The sequence below is a fragment of the Saccharopolyspora hordei genome, from assembly GCF_013410345.1.
In the GTDB taxonomy this organism is placed as follows: Bacteria; Actinomycetota; Actinomycetes; order Mycobacteriales; family Pseudonocardiaceae; genus Saccharopolyspora; species Saccharopolyspora hordei.
This window is the reverse complement of record NZ_JACCFJ010000001.1, coordinates 772,995-793,901: the sequence shown is the minus strand read 5'-3', so window position 1 is coordinate 793,901 and position 20,907 is coordinate 772,995. Positions and strand designations below refer to the sequence as shown.

Annotated in this window: 22 protein-coding genes; 7 read left to right on the top strand and 15 right to left on the bottom strand. The window is 70.9% G+C overall.

The window, feature by feature from the left end; all coding sequences use genetic code 11:
• Positions 1–39: 39 nt before the first annotated feature.
• The 3 genes from HNR68_RS03770 to HNR68_RS03760 form a co-directional block, all read right to left on the bottom strand.
• Positions 40–798 carry an amino acid ABC transporter ATP-binding protein gene (locus tag HNR68_RS03770; RefSeq protein ID WP_179717665.1) on the bottom strand — a complete coding sequence of 253 codons (759 nt, stop codon included), beginning with the start codon at positions 796–798 and terminating at the stop codon, positions 40–42.
• 46 nt (positions 799–844) lie between these two features.
• Positions 845–1,693 (bottom strand): amino acid ABC transporter permease, encoded by an 849-nt coding sequence (locus HNR68_RS03765; RefSeq protein ID WP_179717663.1) that lies wholly within the window; start codon positions 1,691–1,693, stop codon positions 845–847.
• Between the two features lie 77 nt (positions 1,694–1,770).
• The gene (locus HNR68_RS03760; protein WP_179717661.1) at positions 1,771–2,559 is read right to left on the bottom strand and encodes a basic amino acid ABC transporter substrate-binding protein; all 789 of its coding nucleotides are present in this window, start codon (positions 2,557–2,559) and stop codon (positions 1,771–1,773) included.
• Between the two features lie 505 nt (positions 2,560–3,064).
• On the opposite strand from HNR68_RS03760, the gene HNR68_RS03755 reads away from it, so the two are divergent.
• On the top strand, positions 3,065–3,832 hold the full coding sequence (locus HNR68_RS03755; RefSeq protein WP_179717659.1) for an endonuclease/exonuclease/phosphatase family protein: 768 nt from the start codon (positions 3,065–3,067) through the stop codon (positions 3,830–3,832).
• 52 nt (positions 3,833–3,884) lie between these two features.
• On the opposite strand, the gene HNR68_RS03750 is transcribed toward HNR68_RS03755, so the two are convergent.
• From HNR68_RS03750 to HNR68_RS03740, 3 genes are all read right to left on the bottom strand, one after another.
• Positions 3,885–5,912 (bottom strand): VanW family protein, encoded by a 2,028-nt coding sequence (locus tag HNR68_RS03750; protein WP_179717657.1) that lies wholly within the window; start codon positions 5,910–5,912, stop codon positions 3,885–3,887.
• Between the two features lie 101 nt (positions 5,913–6,013).
• On the bottom strand, positions 6,014–6,334 hold the full coding sequence (locus HNR68_RS03745) for a co-chaperone GroES (RefSeq protein WP_179717654.1): 321 nt from the start codon (positions 6,332–6,334) through the stop codon (positions 6,014–6,016).
• A gap of 334 nt (positions 6,335–6,668) precedes the next feature.
• Positions 6,669–8,522, bottom strand: a complete 1,854-nt coding sequence (locus HNR68_RS03740) for an NHL domain-containing thioredoxin family protein (protein ID WP_343049910.1) — start codon at positions 8,520–8,522, stop codon at positions 6,669–6,671.
• A 115-nt stretch (positions 8,523–8,637) separates the two neighbouring features.
• Here HNR68_RS03740 and HNR68_RS03735 point away from each other — a divergent pair, with 115 nt between their 5' ends.
• A complete protein-coding gene (locus HNR68_RS03735; protein WP_179717650.1) occupies positions 8,638–9,072 on the top strand; it encodes an HIT family protein in 435 nt (144 codons plus the stop codon).
• Here the strand turns inward: HNR68_RS03735 and HNR68_RS27550 are convergent.
• The 4 genes from HNR68_RS27550 to HNR68_RS03720 all read right to left on the bottom strand — a co-directional run bounded on the left by HNR68_RS27550 (position 8,984) and on the right by HNR68_RS03720 (position 13,063).
• Complete coding sequence (locus HNR68_RS27550; RefSeq protein ID WP_425502916.1) at positions 8,984–9,391, bottom strand: YunG family protein; 408 nt, start codon at positions 9,389–9,391, stop codon at positions 8,984–8,986. The two genes, HNR68_RS03735 and HNR68_RS27550, sit on opposite strands and share 89 nt — an antisense overlap.
• Before the next feature lie 382 nt (positions 9,392–9,773).
• A complete protein-coding gene (locus tag HNR68_RS03730) occupies positions 9,774–10,751 on the bottom strand; it encodes an ATP-binding protein (RefSeq protein ID WP_425502852.1) in 978 nt (325 codons plus the stop codon).
• 68 nt (positions 10,752–10,819) lie between these two features.
• A complete protein-coding gene (locus tag HNR68_RS03725; RefSeq protein ID WP_179717648.1) occupies positions 10,820–11,413 on the bottom strand; it encodes a TMEM175 family protein in 594 nt (197 codons plus the stop codon).
• Positions 11,414–11,782: 369 nt separating this feature from the next.
• The gene (locus HNR68_RS03720) at positions 11,783–13,063 is read right to left on the bottom strand and encodes an acetyl-CoA C-acetyltransferase (RefSeq protein WP_179717646.1); all 1,281 of its coding nucleotides are present in this window, start codon (positions 13,061–13,063) and stop codon (positions 11,783–11,785) included.
• Positions 13,064–13,159: 96 nt separating this feature from the next.
• Here HNR68_RS03720 and HNR68_RS03715 point away from each other — a divergent pair, with 96 nt between their 5' ends.
• Positions 13,160–14,497 (top strand): 3-oxoacyl-ACP reductase, encoded by a 1,338-nt coding sequence (locus tag HNR68_RS03715; protein WP_179717645.1) that lies wholly within the window; start codon positions 13,160–13,162, stop codon positions 14,495–14,497.
• A gap of 73 nt (positions 14,498–14,570) precedes the next feature.
• Entirely contained in the window at positions 14,571–15,401 is an 831-nt protein-coding gene (locus HNR68_RS03710; protein WP_179717643.1) for a MaoC family dehydratase, read from the top strand.
• A gap of 44 nt (positions 15,402–15,445) precedes the next feature.
• Here HNR68_RS03710 and HNR68_RS03705 read toward each other — a convergent pair whose 3' ends face one another.
• A complete protein-coding gene (locus HNR68_RS03705) occupies positions 15,446–16,093 on the bottom strand; it encodes a TetR/AcrR family transcriptional regulator (RefSeq protein ID WP_179717641.1) in 648 nt (215 codons plus the stop codon).
• A gap of 229 nt (positions 16,094–16,322) precedes the next feature.
• Here HNR68_RS03705 and HNR68_RS03700 point away from each other — a divergent pair, with 229 nt between their 5' ends.
• Positions 16,323–16,865 (top strand): SCP2 sterol-binding domain-containing protein, encoded by a 543-nt coding sequence (locus HNR68_RS03700; protein ID WP_179717639.1) that lies wholly within the window; start codon positions 16,323–16,325, stop codon positions 16,863–16,865.
• A 107-nt stretch (positions 16,866–16,972) separates the two neighbouring features.
• Entirely contained in the window at positions 16,973–18,181 is a 1,209-nt protein-coding gene (locus HNR68_RS03695; RefSeq protein WP_179717637.1) for an acyl-CoA dehydrogenase family protein, read from the top strand.
• On the opposite strand, the gene HNR68_RS03690 is transcribed toward HNR68_RS03695, so the two are convergent.
• Complete coding sequence (locus tag HNR68_RS03690; RefSeq protein WP_179717635.1) at positions 18,161–18,850, bottom strand: tyrosine-type recombinase/integrase; 690 nt, start codon at positions 18,848–18,850, stop codon at positions 18,161–18,163. The two genes, HNR68_RS03695 and HNR68_RS03690, sit on opposite strands and share 21 nt — an antisense overlap.
• On the opposite strand from HNR68_RS03690, the gene HNR68_RS03685 reads away from it, so the two are divergent.
• A complete protein-coding gene (locus HNR68_RS03685; RefSeq protein WP_281377374.1) occupies positions 18,806–19,369 on the top strand; it encodes a pentapeptide repeat-containing protein in 564 nt (187 codons plus the stop codon). The genes HNR68_RS03690 and HNR68_RS03685 overlap by 45 nt on opposite strands.
• Positions 19,370–19,385: 16 nt before the next feature.
• Here HNR68_RS03685 and HNR68_RS03680 read toward each other — a convergent pair whose 3' ends face one another.
• Genes HNR68_RS03680 through HNR68_RS03670 form a run of 3 tightly spaced genes read right to left on the bottom strand, consistent with a single transcriptional unit; the run spans position 19,386 to position 20,906 of the window.
• The gene (locus HNR68_RS03680) at positions 19,386–19,652 is read right to left on the bottom strand and encodes a hypothetical protein (protein ID WP_179717631.1); all 267 of its coding nucleotides are present in this window, start codon (positions 19,650–19,652) and stop codon (positions 19,386–19,388) included.
• A gap of 55 nt (positions 19,653–19,707) precedes the next feature.
• Positions 19,708–20,139, bottom strand: coding sequence for a hypothetical protein (locus HNR68_RS03675; protein WP_179717629.1), 432 nt, complete (start codon positions 20,137–20,139; stop codon positions 19,708–19,710).
• Between the two features lie 14 nt (positions 20,140–20,153).
• Complete coding sequence (locus HNR68_RS03670; RefSeq protein WP_179717627.1) at positions 20,154–20,906, bottom strand: WXG100 family type VII secretion target; 753 nt, start codon at positions 20,904–20,906, stop codon at positions 20,154–20,156.
• Between the last annotated feature and the right edge of the window lies 1 nt (position 20,907).

The window sequence follows — 20,907 nt, the reverse complement described above, 5'->3', positions numbered from 1 at the left end:
GCCCTGCACCTCGACACCTCCGGGGGCTCCCGAGGGGCCTCAGTCCACGGGGGCTTCGGGGTGGGTGTGGGTGGGGTCGAGGACGCGGGCGAGGAAGGTGCGGGTGCGCTCCTCCTTCGGGTTGCCGATGACGTCGGCGGGCGGACCCTGCTCGACGACGACACCACCGTCCATGAACAGCACCCGGTCGGCGACCTCGCGCGCGAACTGCATCTCGTGGGTCACCACGAGCATCGTCATGCCCTCGTCGGCGAGTTCCCGCATCACGCCGAGCACGTCGCCGACCAGCTCCGGGTCCAGCGCCGAGGTCGGCTCGTCGAACAGCATCACCTTCGGGTTCATCGACAGCGCCCGCGCGATCGCGACCCGCTGCTGCTGACCACCGGAGAGCTGCGCGGGCATCGCGTCGGCCTTCTCCGCCAGCCCGACCCGCGCCAGGTTCTCCCGGGCGACCTCCTCGGCGGTCGCCTTGTCGCGCCCCAGCACCTTGCGCTGCGCCACCGTCAGGTTGTCCAGCACGTGCAGGTGCGCGAACAGGTTGAACTGCTGGAACACCATGCCGATGTGCCGGCGCGCGGCGTCCAGGTCGGTGTCCGGGTCGGTGAGCTCGACGCCGTCCACCACGACCGTGCCCGCGGTCGGCTCCTCCAGCAGGTTCACGCAGCGCAGCAGGGTGGACTTGCCGGACCCGGACGGCCCGATCACGCACACCACCTCGCCGCGCTCGACCTCCAGGTCGATGCCGCGCAGCACCTCCAGCGAGCCGAACGACTTGACCAGGCCGGAGATCTCGATCATCGCTGTTCCGCCTCTCCGGGGATCGCAGGGGTCGCGTGCTGGTCGCTCATGCCGCCGCACCCCCGTGCCCGTTCTTGGTCCGCACCCCGCTGCCGTACTTGCGCTCCAGCAGGTTCGACACGCGGGACAGCGGGATGGTGATGATCAGGTAGCAGAGCCCGGCGATGAGCAGCGGGGTCAGCGACGCGTACTCGTTCAGCGCCGCCCGGCCGAACTTGGCCAGCTCGTACTCGCTGGAGGCCAGACCGAGCAGGTAGATCAGCGAGGAGTCCTTGGTCAGCAGGATCAGCTCGTTGGTCAGTGGCGGCAGGATGATGCGGAACGCCTGCGGCATCACCACGGTCAGCATCGTCCGGCCCGGCGACATGCCCAGCGACCGCGCCGCCTCGACCTGCCCCTTCGGCACCGCCTGGATGCCCGCCCGGATGGTCTCGGCCATGTAGGCGGCGCCGACCAGGCCGAGCGCGAGCATCGCGGTGGAGTAGATGTCGAACCGCAGCTGGAAGGCGATCGGCACGCCGAAGCCCAGCGCGACGAAGACCAGCAGCGCGGGCAGCCCGCGGAACAGCTCGATGTAGCCGGTGGCGATCCAGCGGTAGGGCCCGACCGGCGACATCCGCATCAGCGCCAGCACGATGCCGAGGCCGAGCCCGAAGCCGAAGCCGAGCGCGGTGTAGATGATGGTGTTCACCAGCGCCGTGGTGATCACCTCGGGGAACTGGGCGATCGCCACGTCGACGTTGAAGAACGCGCGCGCGATCGAGTTCCAGTCCGCGACCAGGGCGGCCACCACGATGACCACGACCAGCACCGCGTACTGGACGCCCCGGTTCAGCCTCGCCCGCTGCCGCCGCCCCAGTCCCTTCTTGGGCGGCCGCTCGGTGTCGGTTGTCATGAAGTCTCCTGATCACTGTTCGGGGTCGGCGGTTGGAGCGTCCGCCGACCCCGCTGCTCCGTGGCTGAGTCCCGAGCTCACTCCGGCTTCTTGCCGAACCACTTCTCGTAGATCCGGTCGTACTCGCCGTTCTCCTTGAGCTTCTTCAGAGCGGCGTTGATCCGGTCCTTCAGCGCCGTGTTGCCGGTCGCCACACCGATGCCGTACTGGTCACCGGTGGTGAACTCGGTGGTGATCTCGACCTCGGGGTTGTCCTTGACGTAGTCGGCCAGCACGCTGTTGTCGTTGATCGCCGCGTCGACCTGGCCGGTCTGCACCGCGGTCACCGACAGCGGCAGGTCCTCGAACTGCACGACCTCGTAGCCGTTGGCGTCCTTGTTCTCGTTGGCGTACTGCTCGCCGGTGGTGGACAGCTGCACGCCGAGCTTCTTGCCGCGCAGGTCGGCCAGGCTGCGGACGTTCGCGCCCTTCTTGACCAGCAGCGCCTGGGTGGCCTCGAAGTACGGGTCGGAGAAGTCGAAGTTCTCCTCGCGGGCCGGCGTGATGCTCATGGCCGCGGCGGCGACGTCGCAGTGGCGGGTGTTCAGGTCCTCACCGGACTGGATGCCCTCGAAGGGCGTGTCCACGATCTCCTGCCGGAGGCCCATGTCCTTGGCGATCGCGTCCACCAGGTCGACGTCGAAGCCGACGATCTTGCCCTGGTCGTGGAACTGGAAGGGCTTGTAGTCCATGTGGGTGCAGGTGGTGAGGACGCCCGCCTTGATCACCTCCACGCCGCCGTCCGCGGTGCCGCCGCCGGCGGTGGTGGACTCGGCACAACCCGCCGCAGCTGCGGTGGCGAGGGCGAGAGCAGGCAGCAGAGCCATCGCTCGAAGTGTTCTGCGACGCGCCACGATGTCACTCCTAGTAGGTGAAGACCTGAGGTCTCGAATAGTGCCACCCGATCGGGCGTAATCCCACTGCCGAATGTTGCAAACCCATCAAACTTTCCGTCCGCTCCGCCGTCCGCACCGCGCTGAGGTCGGCGAACGTGCCGGTCCGTCACCACGACAGCGGGGCAGCGTTGCGCCGAACCTCCCACTTCCGGCGTGGGTCCTTTGCCCGCATCGACCGAGTTCCCCTCAGTCTCGGGTGGCGCCCGCCACTGGTCAACAGGACCGCCACCACCTCCGGCACGTGAGGGTCGATCACGCTCCGTGCACACGATGCTGGTGCAGGCGGGACCGCTGCTCCGTCGGAGCGTCCCGCTCGCGATGTCGAGAACTCGCCACTACCCCATCCAGCGGTCGAGCGGACGTCCCGCCGGTGAGCAGACTGCAACGGGTGTCGAACCCATCGGCGCGAACGACGGGGATCCCCGAGGAGGTTGTGATGGTGCGTCGTTCGACCGTGCTCTGGTTGGTGGCCGCGCTGTCCGCGGCCCTCGCGACCGCGCTGCCCGTCGCGCACGCGCAGGCGCCGGCCGCCCGATCCTTCGACGTCCTCCAACTCACCCTCTGCGGCGACGGCGACGAGGCCTGCGCCGGCCCGAGCCGGTCGGTCGACGCCGCGATCGAGACCATCCACCAGCGGCGACCGGACGTGGTGACGCTCAACGAGGTCTGCGCCTCCGACATCACCCGCATGACCAGCGAGACCGGCTACGGGTGGGAGTTCGCCCCGGCCGGTGACGCGACCACCGGCGCCCCGGCGACGTGCCGCGACGGCCGCGGCGACCTCGGCGTCGCGATCCTGTCGCACCCCGACGTCGGCGCTCCGGGCGAGCCGGTCGAGCAGCCCTTCGCCGCGCAGGACGGCAGCGGCGTGCAGCGGGTGCTGCTGTGCGTGCCGTACTCGCAGCTCAGCGCCTGCACCGCGCACCTGTCCGAGGAGGGCGGCCAGGTGGCGGCGGACCAGTGCCGCGAGCTCACCGCCACCGCGACCGCGCTGGGCGCGCAGGCGGTGCTCGCCGGGGACCTGAGCCTGGTCGCCGGCGGGGACCCCGACGTGCAGAACTGCGTGCCGGAGGGCTGGTACCGCGCGGACGACGGCAGCGTCCAGCACGTGTTCGCGATGGAGGCCTTCCGGTTCGAGGGCGCCGAGGTGCTGCCGATCGACGGCAGCGCCCACCCGGGCCTGCTGGTCCAGACGCTCCGCTGAGACGTCGAGGCCCCTGCCGGTCCGGCAGGGGCCTCGACGAGCGCTGGTCCGATCAGGCCGGCGGCGCGGCCGGCGGGCCGCCCCCGGGCGGGGCACCGCAGTGGATGATCGGCTGCGGGTTGTAGCGCGTGCGCTGGGTCTCGGTGCGCACCTCGCCCGTGGTCAGGTCCTTGATGGTCCGGGTGTCGGTGACCGTGAAGCCGGGCGCGCCCTTGCTCGGGCTGCACGGCTCGCCCGGGGGCACGACCTTCTCCCGCGGCGGCGTGTGGTTGGTCCGCTCCCCGGTCTGCGAGGTCACCTCGAACTGCTTGGTGCCCCACAGCTTCACCGTGATCGACGAGGGCGTCCAGTGGGTGGTGATGAGGATGCCGCTGTGGGAGACGTTCTTGAACTTGACGTCGATGACGCTCGCGCCGCTCGGGCTCTGGAACACCGTGGCCTCGCGGCCCTCCGGGTAGCGGCTGATGTAGTAGCTGTGCGCCTTGTGCTCCACGTCCTGCATGCCCGCGAAGTACGAGGCGTTGTACAAGGTCGTGGCGAACTGCGAGATGCCGCCGCCGACCGCGCGACCGGGCCGGCCGTCCTGGATGATCCCGGACTCCACGTAGCCCTGCGGGATGCCGCGCGGACCGGTGTGGCCGTTGAGGCTGAACGTCTCGCCGGGCTTGACGATCGCGCCGTTGACCTGCTCGGCGACGCGGCGGATGTTCACCCCGGACGCCGGCTCGAAGCCGCCGGTGGTGAACTCGCCGACGACCTCCTTGATGCCGAGCTGCTCGGCCTCCTCGGTGGTGAACGTCGCCGGCTGGTGCTCGTAGACGGCCTGCACCGAGCGGTCCTGCGACGAGCGCAGCACGTCCAGCAGCCGCGCGAAGCTCTTGTCCCAGTTCACGCCGATGCCGTCCTCGGACGGCTTGACCACGGGGTGGCCGCCCTCGATCACGACCTGGGCGTCCTTGCCGGGCTTGATGGTGTCGGCCAGCTGCGGCTCGACCGCGCCGACCACGCTCGGCACGTCGACGGTGGCCTTCAGGCCGCCCTCGGCGCCCGGCTCGAACCGCAGCGCCGCGGCGATGGCCTCCGGCGCCAGGACCACGTCCTTGCCCTCGCCGCGCACCGTGACCGGCGCCTGCACGGCGGGCCGGGCGATCTCGCGCAGCGCCCGCTGCACGCCCTGCTCGGTGGTGCGGACCGGCTGCTCGGTGAACGGCACCCGCACCGGGCCGTCCTCGACCCAGTGCGCCAGCACCGCGTCGGTGGCGCGCTGCACGTCGATGGACTGGCCGGTCACCGGGGAGACCGCGACGGGCTCGGCGCCCTCGAAGCGGATGGTGCCCTCGACCGGCTGCCGGTCCAGCTGCGGCCGGACCTGCTCCAGCGCCTGCACCAGGTGCTCCCGGTCGCCGTGGCTGACCGGGGCGACCTCGCGGGTGGTGAACAACGAGGCCAGCCGGGTGAAGGGGTTCAGCGGCTGGTCACCGGCCTCCTCCACGGTGGCCGCCCAGTCCACCTCCAACCCGACCGCGTTCGGGTCGATCGTGGCCGAGCGGTCCGCGACCCGCAGCTGCACCGGCTCGTCGAGGTTCGGCCCGAGCTCCGAGCGCAGCTCCTCCTCCGCCGCGGCGGGCTCCAGGCCGCCGATGTCGACCCCGGCCACCACGGTGCCGCGCGGCACGGTGCCGCTGGTGAAGACCAGGTCGCCGAGGTAGAGCAGGGCCAGGACGCCGACCGCGGCACCGGCGGCGATCCCGGCGCGGACCAGGCCGCGCTTGCGGCGGTCGGCGGTCGGCTGCGGCGGGACGGGCGCGGCCGGGCCGGCGTCGACCTGCGGGATGGCCTGGGTCTCGCCGATCGGGAAGCCGTGGAAGTCGGTGGGCAGCGCGGCGATCTGCTCGGTGCGCTCGGTGTCCGACTCGGGGTGCGGGTTCTGCCGGGTGCCCTCGCCCGACGCGGGCACCGGAGGGATGCGGGTGGTCTGCTCGGCCTCGGTCTCGGGGTGGCTCGAGCGCTGGTCCGGACCGGTGTGGATCCGCTCGGTGGACTCGTCCGCACCGCTGTCGTGTTCGTGGTTTTCCGGCACCGCTTCCCCTTCTCCTGTCGGTCCTGCGGTGGGGGGCGTCAGGGGACGCGCTCCTGCGCGGGTTCGTCGGCCGTCGCGCCGACCGACCGGGGTCGGGACGTCTACAGGTACAGTCCGGTGCCCTGCTCAGTGCGCTCGCTGGCCACCGCGTGCAGGTCACGCTCGCGCATCACCAGGTAGGCCTGCCCTTGGACCTCGACCTCGAACTGCTCTTCGGGGTTGAACAGCACCTGGTCACCGACCTTGACGCTGCGCACGTGGCTGCCCACGCCGAAGACCTCGCCCCAGACGAGCCGCTTGGCCACCTGGGCGGTCGCGGGAATCACGATGCCGCCGCTGCTGCGGCGCTCGCCGGTTTCCTGCGACATGCGCACCATGACCCGATCGTGCAGCATCTGGATTTCGAGCTTGGCATCGGTCACCCGAAAAGTTTACTTGCCGGGGCCAGCCGATGGCCCGCCCAGGGCCGGTGTCGCACCGCCTCGCCCCGTGCACCAACCGCACACTCCCGTCGGGACCGCTGTTCCTGCTGGTCACAGGCGTGCCGCGCGGCCCGTGCCCGCGGGCGGCCCGCCCCGGTCGACGGCGACGAGGCGGCGGTGACCTGAGCACGCGCCGTGCGCGGGCGCGGCGGCCCACCACACGATCCGGCGATGTGCCCGGACGCGGGCGAGCGGGCCGCTCGAACCCCCTCCTGGAACGAACGACCCGCTCACCGGTGCACACGGCCGCGCGCGGCGGCGGGGTTCACGCGGCTCAGCTCTCCGCGTCGAGGCCGCCCATCACCAGCGGCAGGCGGCTCGGCCCACCGGCCGAGACCCTGACCGGGACGCCCCAGTCCTGCCTGGTCAGGCGGCAGGCCGGGTGCTCGACGGACGGGTCGTCGTCGCAGCTGGCGGCCTGCGCCACCACGTGCAGCACGCCCTGCTCGATGCCGTCGGCCAGCACCAGGCGGCGGGTCAGGTCGGTGCCCACGCCCGCGCCCTCGACCAGCAGCTCCGCGGGCGAGGAGGTGACCTCCAGCCGGGTGGACGGGCCGTAGCGCTCGTCGAGCTTGGTGCCGGGCGGCGGGGTGAACACCACGGCGAGCTCCACCTCGCCCGGCGCGATCTCGGTGGCGGGCCGCTTGACCTGCTGCGACGCGCCTTCCACCAACCGCGCGGCGACGCCGGGCGGCACGGGCCGCTCCAACCGGTGCGCGGCGGAGGCCACCACCACGAGCTCGCCGTCCACGACCACCGCCCCGGACGGCTCGGCGACGTCGGTGGCCAGCGTGGAGACCTCGTCGGTCGCCGGCTCGTAGCGCCGGACCGCGCCGTTGTAGGTGTCGCAGACGGCCACCGAGCCGTCCGGCAGCACGGCGACGCCCAGCGGGTGCTGCAGCAGCGCGCGGTCGGCGGGGCCGTCGGCGTGCCCGAAGTCGAACAGCCCGGTGCCGACCGCGGTCCGCACCTGGAACCCGTCGCCGCCGGCTTCGACCCAGCGCAGCGCCGAGGTCTCCGAGTCGGCCAGCCACAGCCGGTCGCCGCCGTCGGCCAGCCCGGACGTCTGGGCGAAGAACGCCTCCTCGACCGGCCCGTCGCGCAGCCCCTCCACCGTGGTCCCGGCGAAGCGCCGCACGTGCCCGGTCACCGGGTCGAACAGGCCGAGCGTGTGGTTGCCCGCCATCGCGATCACCACGCCGCCCGCCGGTTCCCACCAGGCGACGTCCCACGGGCTGGTCAGCGGCGTCTGCGGGCCGGGCCCGGAGTCGCCGCCGTCGCGCCACTGCTCGCCGGTCCCGGCCAGCGTGGTGACGTGCCCGTCCGCGAGCCGCAGCCCGCGCAGCAGGTGGTTGACGGTGTCGGCGACGACCACGTCGTAGCCGACCCGCTCGGCCAGCTGCGGCGGCAGCAGCGCGAGCCCGCTCGGTTCGGAGAACTCCGGCTCGGTCCCGTCGGCCCGACCGCGCCGGCCGGTGCCGATGCGCCGCACCACGGTCTCGCCGTCGGCGGCGAACTCCACCAGCGAGTGGTTCGCCGAGTCCGACACCAGCAGGTTGCCGTTCGGCAGCGCGACGACCTTGCCGGGGAACCGCAGCGTGGTCTCGGCGGGCTCCGGTGGCACGTAGGGGCCGTCGCCGCGGTGCAGGGTGCCCTTGGCGTCGTGCTCGGCGATCACCTCGGTGATGACGCTGCGCAGCGCCTCGACGTGCCCCTCACCTGCGGCGACGTGCACGACGTAGCCCTCGGGGTCGACCACGACCAGCGTCGGCCAGGCCTTGACCGCGTAGTTCTGCCAGGTGGTCAGCTCGGGGTCGTCGAGCACCGGGTGGTGCACGGCGTAGCGCTCGACGGCGGCGGCCAGCGCCGCTGGGTCGGCCTCGTGCTCGAACTTCGGCGAGTGCACGCCGACGGTGACGACCTCGGCGGCGAACTCCTCCTCCAGCGGCCGCAGCTCGTCGAGCACGTGCAGGCAGTTGATGCAGCAGAACGTCCAGAAGTCGAGGACGAGGACCTTGCCGCGGAAGTCCCGGAGCCGCAGCTCCGTCCCCCCGGTGTTCAGCCACTGCCGACCGACCAGCTCGGCGGCGCGGACGCGGGCACGCGGTTTCTGCTGCTCAACACTCACGCCCGAAGTCAACACCACCGGTCGGCGCGGTGTTCCTCCGGCGGGGAGGAGCCGTGAGGTGTCCCACCCGATCGCCGCCGGCGCGCGAGGATGGGTGGTCGAGGAGGTGCGCGGCATGAGCGACGACGGGTGCGTGTTCTGCGACGTGGTCCGCGGGACCGCGGAGGCGAGCACCGTCCACGAGGACGACGACGTGGTGGCGTTCATGGACCTCCACCCGGTGACGCCCGGCCACCTGCTGGTGGTGCCGCGGACGCACGCCGCCGGGCTGGAGGACCTGGACCCGGAGCTCGGCGCGCGGGTCTGGACGGTCGGCCACCGGCTCGCCAAGGCCCTCCGCCGGTCGGAGCTGGAGTGCGACGGGATCAACCTGTTCCTCGCCGACGGCGAGGCGGCGTTCCAGGAGGTCTTCCACGTGCACCTGCACGTGTTCCCCCGGTTCGCGGGCGACGGCTTCCGGATCAGCGCCCACTGGCGGCAGGCCCCGCGCCGCGAGCTCGACGCCACGGCCGCCGCCGTGCGCCAGGCCCTCGCGGCCCTGCCCGCGTGACCGAGCCGGCCAGCGCGGCGAGGGTGCGGGTGCGGAGGCGCGCGCACTCCTCCTGGCGGCGAGCGAGCCGGGGTGGGCGTGCGACCACGACGCCCGCGGTGACCACGTCCTCCGGGCCGAACTGCTCGCGGGTCAGGTCGACCTCGAGCCCGCCGGGCAGGCGGTCCCACCAGTGGTGGTCGACCCGGCGGCCGTCGACGTGGACCTCACCGCGGAGCAGGTCGCCACCGAGCAGGTCGTGGACCACCAGCGCGGTGACCCCGCACTGCCCGCGAGCCGGGTTGCCCGCGTGCCACGCGGGGAGGTCTTCGGGGCACAGGTGTCCGCGCCCCAGGACGAGCGGATCGCTCGGTCGACGTCCGCCAGTGACCGGATGACCGTGCAGGCACGGTGCCCGGCCCCACCGGCATCAGTGCCGGTCGCGGCCCTGGAGGTAGAACGGCGCGGCGGCGAGTGCCGGGACCAGGGCGCCGAGCAGGACGATCATGAACTCCACGTCGACTCCCTCCCTTCGCGCACGACGGATCGCTCGGGAACAAAACCCGGTTCGGGTGTGTTGATCAGGGTGAGTGGCAGAGGTGCCCAGGAATTGGAAAGCCCCGCGACGCTGCCAGGTCGGGGGTCCGACAGCACCGCGGGGTCACCCTGCATATCGACACCCGACCGGTGGTCGTTACACCCTTACCGACATGTGGCGCACGTCACGTCAACTCTGCCCGATCGGATGGCACATCGGGCTCCACCACCGTTTGTAGCAACATCGCTCGATGACTGCACAGAGCGCGATCCACGCGCGGGAGACGCCGCTGACCTGCGGTGATCGCGATGCCGGGGCGCTGGTCACTCCTGCCGGAGCAGGTAGCGGCCGGAGTGCGGGACGGTGAAGGCGATGAGGCCGCGCTCGCTGGAGTGCACCAGCCCCTTCTTGACGAGGCTGTCCCGCGCCGGGGACAGCGAGGACGGGCGGCCCGGGAGGTGCTGCGCGACGGCCGCCGTCGGGCTCGTCGCGGCCCTCCACCAGCTCCGCCATCGCCCGCTGCCAGCCGCACGTCCTCCGCGGTGATCTCGCTGCACACCGCCGCGTCCCAGGTCGCCTTCCCGTACGCCTGCACGAAGTACGGGTAGCCGCCGGAGATGGTGAACAGGGCGTCCTGGGTGATCCCGGCGCCGACGTCAGCGGCCAGCTCCGCGACCTCGGGGAACAGCTCGACCAGGTCGATCTCGATGTCCCCGGGGTCGGCGCGCCCCTGCGCGGCGGGCACGTCGATGCCCGGCTGCCACCGGTCGCGGAGCTTGGCGCCGTCCGGGTTGGCCCTGAGCGCGAAGGCCTTGAGCACGGCGAGCACCTGCTCGACGCGGTCCGGTGCGCGGTGGCGGACCGCCAGGTCGCGGATCGCGCGGTGCAGCGCCGCGGACAGCGGTCGCCGCAGCCCGGCCTCCGGACGCGCCTCGACCTTGCCCGTCCCCCAGCCGTGGCGCAGCGCCATCGACCGCAGCTCACCGAGCAGCAGCGTCCTGCCGACACCGCGCAGACCGGTGAGCACCAGGCTGCGCTCGGGGCGGCCGCGGGCGACGCGTTCGAGCACGACCTCGAAGGCGTCGAGCTCGCGGCCCCGTCCGGCCAGTTCGGGCGGCCGCTGCCCGGCGCCGGGCGCGAAGGGGTTGCGCACCGGGTCCATGGTTCTCGGACTGCGTCCAGCCGTCTCGCGCCGGTCCGAGATCCGGCGAGAAACCCGCATCGGCGTGTTCACGGGGAGCGGCGTTCCAGGCGGGTGAGCGCGAGGTGCGCGGGGACCAGCAGGACCCACCCGGCCGTCGCCCACTGCGGGCGCACGAGCGCGACCGGCACGGACAGCACGAAGATCGCGGCGGTGACCGCGGACGGGGCGAACGCCCACCGCGCCCGGCCCCGGAGGCTGCGGTCGCGCACCGCGATGGCGACGATCGCCAGCTGCGCGCACGCGATCGCGGCGACGTTGCCGGCGTAGGTGATCACCACGACGGGCTCGTCGCCGTAGTCGGCGAGCACCGACGAGGAGAACGGCAGCAGCGCGACCAGGCCGAGCAGCACGACGTTCACCGTCGCGACCGGCCGCGACACCCGGCGGAGGCCGTCGAACAGCTCGTGGTGGCCCAGCCACAGCACGCCGATCACCAGGAAGGTGAGGGCGTAGCCGAACAGGGCGGGCAGCAGCGCCCGCAGCGCGCCGAGCAGTTCCGCGTGCCCCAGTCCCTCCGGCACGCGCAGGTCGAGGGCGAGCAGCGTCGCCGCGATGGCGAAGACGCCGTCGGAGAGGGCGAGCACCCGTCCGCCCGACCCCCACGCGCTCTCCTCCGCCACGCGCCGAGCCTGACCGCAGCCCCGCCGATCTTCCACCCGAACCAGCGGCACCCGTGCTCCGCGACGCACCGGGCGCTCCCCAGCGGGGGACGTCTCTCCCGTGGAAGTGGGACGTCCGGTTCCCGTGGACACCGCGTCCGGCCAGGTCCCGCCGGCTCGCGGACCGCAGCCGCGGAGCCGGACCGGCACCGGACCCCGAGGACGCGTGCGCCCGCGCCGAGCCGGGCCGACCGGCACCTTCCCGCACAGGCGCGGCGGGCACCTCCCGCCAACCGGGTTGGCGGGAGGTGCCCTCCACTCTCACCATCCCCGCAGCCGGGACCGCCGCAGGACGGTTCCGGACCGGGGCCGGCCACCCGGCCCGGCGGGTCAGGGGCGTTCGAGGACGGCGGTCATGCCTTGGCCGCCCGCGGCGCAGATGGAGATGAGACCTCGGCCGGAGCCCTTCTCGGCGAGCAGCTTCGCCAGGGTGGCCACGATGCGGCCGCCCGTCGCGGCGAACGGGTGACCCGCCGCCAGCGAGGAGCCCACCACGTTCAGCTTCTCCGGGTCGATCTCGCCCAGCGGCTCGTCGCGGCCCAGCCGCTCCTTGCAGAACTCCGGGTCCTGCCAGGCCTTGAGCGTCGCCAGGACCTGCGAGGCGAACGCCTCGTGCACCTCGTAGAAGTCGAAGTCGCCCAGCGACAGGCCGGTGCGGTCCAGCAGCTGCGGCACCGCGTACGCCGGGGCCATGAGCAGCCCCTCGTCGCCGCTGACGTGGTCCACCGCCGCCGGCACCACGTCACCGAGGTAGGCCAGCACCGGCAGCTTCCGCTGCGCGGCCCACTCCTCGCTGGCCAGCAGGACGGTGGCCGCGCCGTCGGTGAGCGGGGTGGAGTTGCCCGCCGTCATCGTCGCGCCCTCACCGCGGCCGAACACCGGCTTGAGCTTGGCGAGCTTCTCCACCGAGCTGTCCGGGCGCAGGTTCTGGTCGCGGGCCAGGCCCAGGTACGAGGTGAGCAGGTCGTCGAAGAACCCGCGCTCGTAGGCGGCGGCGAGCCGCTGGTGGCTGCGCGCGGCCAGCTCGTCCTGCTCCTCCCGGGTGATGCCCCAGGCCAGCGCGGTCTTGGCCGCGTGCTCGCCCATGGACAGCCCGGTGCGCGGTTCGGCGTTGCGCGGGATCTCCGGCACGACGTGCTGCGGGCGGACACCGGTCAGCGCCTTGAGCCGAGCGGCCGCGGTCTTGGCGTGGTTGGCGCGCAGCAGGACGCGGCGCAGGTCGTCGTTGAGCGCGATCGGCGCGTCGCTGGCCGAGTCGACACCACCGGCGATGCCGACCTCCAGCTGGCCGAGGGCGATCTTGTTGGCCACCGAGACCACGGCTTCCAGCCCGGTCGCGCAGGCCATCTGCACGTCGTGCGCGGGGGTGCGCGGGTCCAGCCCGGAGCCGAGCACGGTCTCGCGGGCGAGGTTGAAGTCGCGGCTGTGCTTGAGCACCGCCCCGGCCACGAACTCGCCGATCCGCTCGCCCTGCAGCCCGAACCGGGCGACCAGCCCGTCCAGCGCAGCGGTGAGCATGTCCTGGTTGGAGGCGCGGGCGTAGGGGCCGCCGGACCGCGCGAACGGGATCCGGTTGCCGCCGATGATCGCGACTCGTCGAGCGGTGGCCATGGCCTGACTCCCTGGTTGCTCCGTCGTTCCCTGGTCAATCTAACCTACCCGCGGGTAGGTTAGACGTCGAGCTACCGGACATCCGTGGGAGTGGCAATGGCCGACCGATACCAGCAGTTCACCTCGTCCGCGCTCGGACGGCAGGTCGTCAAGCGACTCGGCCTGCCCGCGCCGACACCGTTGCGCCGGCACCGGCCGGGCGACCCGGTGGTCGCCGGGCCCGTGCTGCTCGGCGCCGCTCCCGGTTCCCGGCTCGGTGAGGCGATCGAGTCCGTCACCAAGAACGCCCAGGCCCAGGTGCACCGCACGCCCGCCGAGGGTGAGCGCTACGCGGCGCTGGTCTTCGACGCCACCGGCATCCGCAGCAGCGAGCAGCTGCACGAGCTGCACACCTTCTTCAGCCCGACGATCCGGCAGATCGACCGCTGCGGTCGGCTGGTCGTGCTCGGCACCCCGCCGGAGACCGTGTCCGACCCACGGGAGCGGGCCGCGCAGCGCGCCCTGGAGGGCTTCGTCCGCACCGCGGGCAAGGAGCTCAAACGCGGCGCGACCGCCCAGCTGGTCCACGTCGCCGACGGGGCCGAGGGGGCGGTGGAGTCCACGCTGCGGTTCCTGCTGTCGGCCAAGTCCGCCTACGTCTCCGGCCAGGTGGTGCGGATCGGTCCCGCCGAGGTCCCGGACGTGGACTGGGAGAAGCCGCTCCAGGACAAGGTCGCGCTGGTCACCGGCGCCTCCCGGGGCATCGGCGAGGCCATCGCGGAGACCCTGGCGCGCGACGGGGCGCACGTGGTCTGCCTGGACGTGCCCGCGCAGGGCGGGGACCTGGCCCGGGTCGCCAACCGCATCGGCGGGTCGACGCTGCAGCTGGACATCACCGCCGAGGACGCGCCGCAGCGCATCGCGGACCACGTCGCGCAGCGGCACGACGGCGTGGACGTCGTGGTGCACAACGCGGGCATCACCCGCGACAAGACGATCGGCCGGATGTCCCGCCAGCAGTGGGACGCGGTGCTGGCGGTCAACCTGACCTCGCAGGAGCGGATCAACGAGGTCCTGCTCGCGGACGGCTCCCCGCTGCGGCGGGGCGGGCGGATCATCGGGGTGTCGTCGATGAGCGGCATCGCGGGCAACGTCGGGCAGGGCAACTACGCCGCGTCCAAGGCCGGGGTGATCGGGCACGTGCAGGCGTGCGCACCGCTGGCGGCGGAGCGCGGCGCCACGATCAACGCGGTCGCCCCCGGGTTCATCGAGACCAAGATGACCGCGGCGATCCCGCTGTTCGTGCGGGAGGCCGGTCGCCGGATGAACAGCATGACGCAGGGCGGGCTGCCGGTGGACGTGGCGGAGACCATCGCCTGGTACGCCAACCCCGCCTCGGCCGGGGTGAACGGCAACGTCGTCCGCGTCTGCGGCCAGAGCCTGCTCGGTGCCTGACCGGTCGTGAGTGCGCAAGCCGGTTGGAGCCGGTCTCGGCACTCACGACCCCTCCGACGGAACGGAACTGCCCATGCCTGAAGTGAGCACTGCACCATCGCTGTCCGCGCTGTACGCGAAGGCCGTCGTCACCGGGCCGACGCGGCGCGGCGACCGGCTGCCGGACACCGAGTACGTGCGGCGGGACGTCGAGGTCGACCGCGACCACCTCGCCGAGTACGACCGGGTGTGCGGGTTCGGGCTGCGCGACGAGCTGCCGATCACCTACCCGCACGTGCTGTCCTTCGGCCTGTCGGTGCGGCTGATGACCGACCCCGGTTTCCCGTTCCCGCTGGTCGGGCTGGTGCACGTGGCCAACCGCATCCAGCAGGAGCGACCGCTGCGGGTGACCGACGTGCTGACCCAGCGGGTGCGGGTGGCGGACCTGCGCCCGCACCCGAAGGGGACGCAGTTCGACGTCGTCACCGAGACCGAGGTGGACGGCGAGGTGGTGTGGCGGGAGACCAGCACCTACCTGCGCCGCGGCAGGGGGTCCGCCGAGGCCGCCGGGCAGCGCGCGACCGACGAGGCGGGGGAGCCGACCGCGACCTGGCGGGTGCCGGGCGACACCGGGCGGCGCTATGCCGCGGTGTCCGGCGACCGCAACCCGATCCACCTGAACGCGCTGGCGGCCAAGGCGTTCGGCTTCCGCCGGGCGATCGCCCACGGGATGTGGTCGAAGGCCCGCTGCCTCGCGGCGCTCGCCGAGCGCCTGCCGGACCGGTGCACGGTGGACGTCGAGTTCCGCAAGCCGCTGCTGCTGCCCGCCACCGTGGACTTCGCGGCCCAGCGCGAGGGGGCCGGCGTCGCCTTCGCGCTGCGCTCCCGCTCCGGCAAGCCGCACCTGCTCGGCTCGGTCCGCTGACGGCGACGGCGACCGGCACCCGCCCGGTGCCGGTCGCCCCGGGCTCAGGAGCCGGGGGCGTAGGAGCGACCCTCGACGAGGTCGCCGAAGCCCATCCAGACCATGTTCATCAGCCGCATCGCCATGCCGTCGGCGGTGTGCTCGGGGTGCTCGAACCACCACTCGACCAGCGCCTCCCCGGCGCCGACCAGCGCCGTCGCGAACGGCTCGGTCTGCTCCGGCTGCATCGGCTGCGCCGAGCCCGCGGTCGCCCGCGCCAGCAGCGCCGCGATGAGGCTGGTCGCCCGCTCCCGCCACTCGGAGAGCTCGCTGGCGAACGGTTCGCCCTGGGCGTTGGCCCACCGGTGCAGCACCGTCCAGCCCGCCTGGTTGGCCTGCACGTACTCGAAGAACACCCGCAGGCCGCGCCACAGCTGCTCGGCGGGGTTCAGCCCGTCCTCCACCGCGCTGCCGATGGCCTCGATCAACCGCGCGGCCTCGCGGCGGATGCAGGCGACGAACAGCTCGTCCTTGGCCCCGAGGTAGGCGTAGATCATCGGCTTGGAGATGCCCGCGACCTCGGAGATCTCGTCCATCGAGGCGTTGTGGAAGCCGTGCGCGGCGAAGACCTCCACGGCAGCGTCCAGGATCTGCCGTTCACGGACTTCTCGCGGCAGCCGCCGCGACCGGGGACGGCCGTTCTCCTGAACCATGTCACCTCGCACGCTGGTCGGTCCCGGCCAGGCTAGATCACTCCGGCCGTGACAGGCCGCTTGCCTTCGAACCTACTCGAACGTAGTCTTACTCGCGAGTAGGTAAGCGTCGAGGACCTGCCGGTGACCGCTGTCCGCGCTCCGCGCGGCACCCGCTCGGACCACTCCAGCCGCGCACGGTCGGAGGACGAGCGACGCGACCGCAGGCAGGCACTGGGAGGTGGCGAAGATGCCCGAGACCGATCCGATCGCCGCGCTCGGCGAGGTCGACCCGAAGAAGATCGGCGAGGACGAGTTCGTCACGCTGCTGGAGGCCGCCTCCGAGAACGCCGACGGGGCGGACCTCAGTGGCCTGCGCCCGGAGCAGTTCGCCCGGCTGATCTCGCGCGCCTCGGACGCGCAGGTCGAGGCCGTGATGGCCCGCCCGGAGCTGCGTGAACGCATCCTCGACGAGGTGTTCCGCCGGATGGGCGAGCACTACAAGGCGGACAAGGCGGGCAAGACCGAGGCCGTGGTGCGCTGGCGGATCGGCACCAGCGAGGACGACCTGCTGCGCTACGAGTGCGTGCTGGCCGACGGCAAGTGCGTGGTCAGCAAGGACCCGCAGCGCGAGCCCCGGGTGACCATCACCGTCACGCCGGTCGAGTTCCTCAAGCTGGCCTCCAGCAACGCCTCCGCCCCGATGCTGTTCATGAAGGGCAAGCTCAAGGTGGCCGGCGACCTCGGCTTCGCCGCCGGGCTCACCAAGCTCTTCCAGATCCCCAAGGCCTGAGCCCCGGGCACTGGCCCGGCGGCTCCGGCGGTTCGACCGAACGGAACTGTCACAGCACTCGTTCTGCGCGCGCGGGACGAGACGACCTCGCAGAGGAACGGACGACGATGACTTTTTCCCTGGAGCTGAGCGAGGAGCAGCAGGAGCTGCGGGACTGGGTGCACGGCTTCGCCGAGCAGACCATCCGCCCGGCCGCGCGCGAGTGGGACGAGCGCGAGGAGACGCCCTGGCCGATCATCCAGGAGGCCGCCAAGATCGGCCTCTACGGCTTCGAGACCCTGGCCACGCTCTGGGCCGACGACACCGGGCTGTCGCTGCCGATCGTCAACGAGGAGCTGTTCTGGGGCGACGGCGGCATCGGCATGGCGATCTTCGGCACCACCCTCGCGGTGGCCGGGATCTTCGCCGCGGGCACCCCGGACCAGCTGGCCGAGTGGGTGCCGCAGTGCTACGGCGACGCCGACGACCCGAAGGTGGCGGCGTTCTGCTCCTCGGAGCCGGGCGCCGGTTCGGACGTCTCCGCGATGCGCACCCGCGCGGTCTACGACGAGGCCAAGGACGAGTGGGTGCTCAACGGCCAGAAGGCGTGGGCCACCAACGGCGGCATCGCCAACGTGCACGTGGTGCAGGCGGTGGTGGACCCCGAGCTGGGCTCGCGCGGCCAGGCCGCGTTCGTGGTCCCGCCGGGCACCAAGGGCCTGAGCTCGCCCAGCAAGATCAAGAAGCACGGCCTGCGCGCCTCGCACACCGCGGACGTGTTCCTGGACGACGTGCGCGTCCCCGGCCGCTGCCTGCTGGGCGGCAAGGAGAAGCTGGACGAGCGCCTGGCCCGGTCCCGCGAGGGCGGCAAGGCCAGCGCGCAGGCGGCGATGAAGACCTTCGAGCTCTCCCGCCCGACGGTCGGCGCGCAGGCCATCGGCATCGCGCGGGCGGCCTACGAGACCGCGCTGGAGTACGCGCAGCAGCGCGAGACCTTCGGTCGGCCGATCATCGACAACCAGTCGATCGCCTTCACCCTGGCCGACATGCGGATGGAGATCGACGCCGCCCGGCTGCTGGTGTGGCGGGCCGCGTGGCTGGGCCGCAACGGTGGCTTCACCGCCGGTGAGGGCTCGATGTCCAAGCTCAAGGCGGGCCGGGTGGCCACCTGGGTGACCGAGCGGGCCATCCAGATCCTCGGCGGCAACGGCTACACCCGCGAGTTCCCGGTGGAGCGGATGCACCGCGACGCCAAGATCTACGACATCTTCGAAGGCACCGAGCAGATCCAGCAATTGGTCGTGGCCAGGGCCATTTCAGGCCGCCACATCGCCTGAGCCGTACCCCTCTGTTCCGTCTATGTTCCGTCCGGCACGACCCGCCGGACGGAACATGCGGGCGTCGATCGCCTGGCGTGCCCGCTCATGCGCGGACGGGAGCATGTGCGCGTAGATACGGAGAGTGAAGCCCGGATCGTGGTGCCCGAGGATCTCGGCCAGGTCCTTGATGTTCACGCCGTCGGCGAGGGTCACGCTCGCGTAGTAGTGCCGGAGCGCGTGCATGCCGGACTTCCGGTCCGTTACGTATCGTTTCCGGCCCCGGTTGTCCTTCACCGGCGGCGGGATGACCCCGGCCTTGACCAAGGCTGGCTTCCACACCAGCTCGTCGTAGCTGCGTGCCTTGATGTGCTGATCGTCGGTCCAGCGGAACAACAGGTTGACGGTGCGGAGCTTGCCGTCTGGCTTCTCCCAGGGCAGCGAGTAGGGCCGCGGCGGGTACTTCGTCACGTGGACGCGGACCGCTTGCGCTGCCCACGCTGGCATCGGGACGATGCGCTCGCGGTCGTTCTTCGGCAGCGCGAACACGAAGTGCTTGCCGAGCTTCTTGACCTGCCGCCGCACCCTGATGACCTGTTCGTCGAAGTCGAAGTCCTTAGCGGCGCATTGCTGATCGACCTCGACATGAACAACTGCCGACTTGCGTCGACGAATTTTTCTGAGGCGCATCTCGCCAGGGCCTCTTTTGTCGGGACAGAATTCATGAAGCCCACGTCATTCAAGAAGGCCACATTCGACTTCGGCGCCCCTTTTGACTACTCAACATTCGCCGAAGAAGTTGCATTCGACGATGCTAAGTTCAACGGCCGCGCCGGGTTCGCCAGAGTCAAGTTTCTTGATCACGCCGACTTCGATCGCGTACACTTCTCAAGCAGTTTCGACCTCGAATCCTCATTCTTCCACACGGGAATCTCCTGCGAATCGGCAAAATTCGACAAACGCGGGCGACTAGCTCTAAACAAAACCCAATTCGGCGGGTACGCATGGTTTGAGGACGTGGAAATTTCCGCCGCCTCTGCAGAGACAAAGGGCGCGAGAGTACGGATAGACGTTCCGGACGATGCCAAGCGAGATCGCATCTGGCTACTAGGTTGGTCTGTACGTGAACCAGAGACTCCCGACAACGGAAAGATATCGAACAGAGAAGGGATCTGGGGATATCTGGACTCCGAGCCTCTACCCGACTAGCGCCACGAGGCGGCTTCTACTGCTGACGGCCGGCAAGCATCCGCCACTTGGGAAGTGTAATTAGCGCCAGTGTGGAATCGAACGCCGCCCTGTAGTAGACGATCGAGTCGTCGATCGGCCCAGGCACCGCCCCGACCCATTCGCCGAAGACCACTTGGCCATCATCGCCACGGCCGGTTATTTTGACTGGCGTCTTCTTGATCTCAACACGATAACCGCTGACGCCAGTGCGATTGCGGGTGACACGATCGATATGAGACTCTGCCAGGTAGTCAGCGTTCATCCTCTCCACAGGAGCTTGCTGGGCCCTCCGAGCTCATTTCGCTCGACCAGTCGAACTACAGGCCATCTTCGAGCCAGGTTTCGTCCGAGAAGTCTCCGTCGTCTTCTGCCCATGTCGGAGTGCTCGGGCGCTGGGTGTCAGCTGGTTGTGGTGGTTCTTCGTCGGTGGAGTCGGTGTTGATGAATTGGGAGACAGCGGAGAACAGGTCGACCATGTGGTCGTTGGTCGACATCTGTTCGACGAGTGTCTGCGGTGTGATTGTTCCGTCGAGGTAGTCGCGGATGGTCGACGATTCCACGCGGTCGAGCGCGTCGGGTTTCCCTGCCTTTTGCAGGTAGTCGTGGATCCCTGTATACCCGTGCTGTTTAAGAAGTTCGTCGTATCGCGCTGCAGGGTTGGTTCGTTCTGCCTGGTGCGCAGAATCAACGATCCCGTCAATGCCCCGTAGGATTTCGTTGATTCGCTCGGAAGGCTGGAGATCGCTCATGGTCTGTGTCCTCGTCAGTACGGGTTTTCCGGTCCGCCGTAAGGGCTTCCGACTCGCAGGCCCTTGGTAACGCCGGGTGCCTTGACCTTGACCTCACTGCTGATCTGCCAAGCCTCAATGGCTTTGGGGATATCTCCAATCAGTGTCTTGATGGTGTCGTAGATCAGGTAAACAGCCCATGCTCCCGTCGTGATGACTTCGGCGATGATGCCGGCTGCTGCTGCACCGAACGGGCCCGCAACCGCCCCGCCGGCCAGTGTGGCGAGCCCGCCAACACCGACGATCAGAATCGCTCCGACGACTGCGTTGGAGAGATCATTCAGCCGGGAAACCAGCAAGCCGCACAAGTCTTCTAGGCCCTTGATCGTCCTGGAAATGATCTCCCGGAGGTCGACCAGGGCTTGGCACACCTTCTCGATTTCGCCGTGCCGCAATCCCATGTAGTGCACGAAGGCTTCCGCTGCGTTCCCGCCCCAGCCCTCGCGTAGTCGTAGGGTGTCCTGAAACGCTGCGTCCTGGACCGCTGATAGGGCTTGTGCGCTAGATCCCACCGCGTCGCGGAGCCGGTATACGCAGGTCCAGTCGCCGACGATCAGGTCTTGGAGGTCTGCCGCGAGGTTGCGGCCGGTAAGTTTTTGGAGCAGGTCGTTGACTGGGCCCGTGATCCAGTTGGCATTTTCCTGCACGATCTTCCCGACCGCGTCGGTAGGTGCCTCGGGCGGTTTGAGATAGGTTCCGACATCGAGCGTGTGCGTGAATTGAGGCATG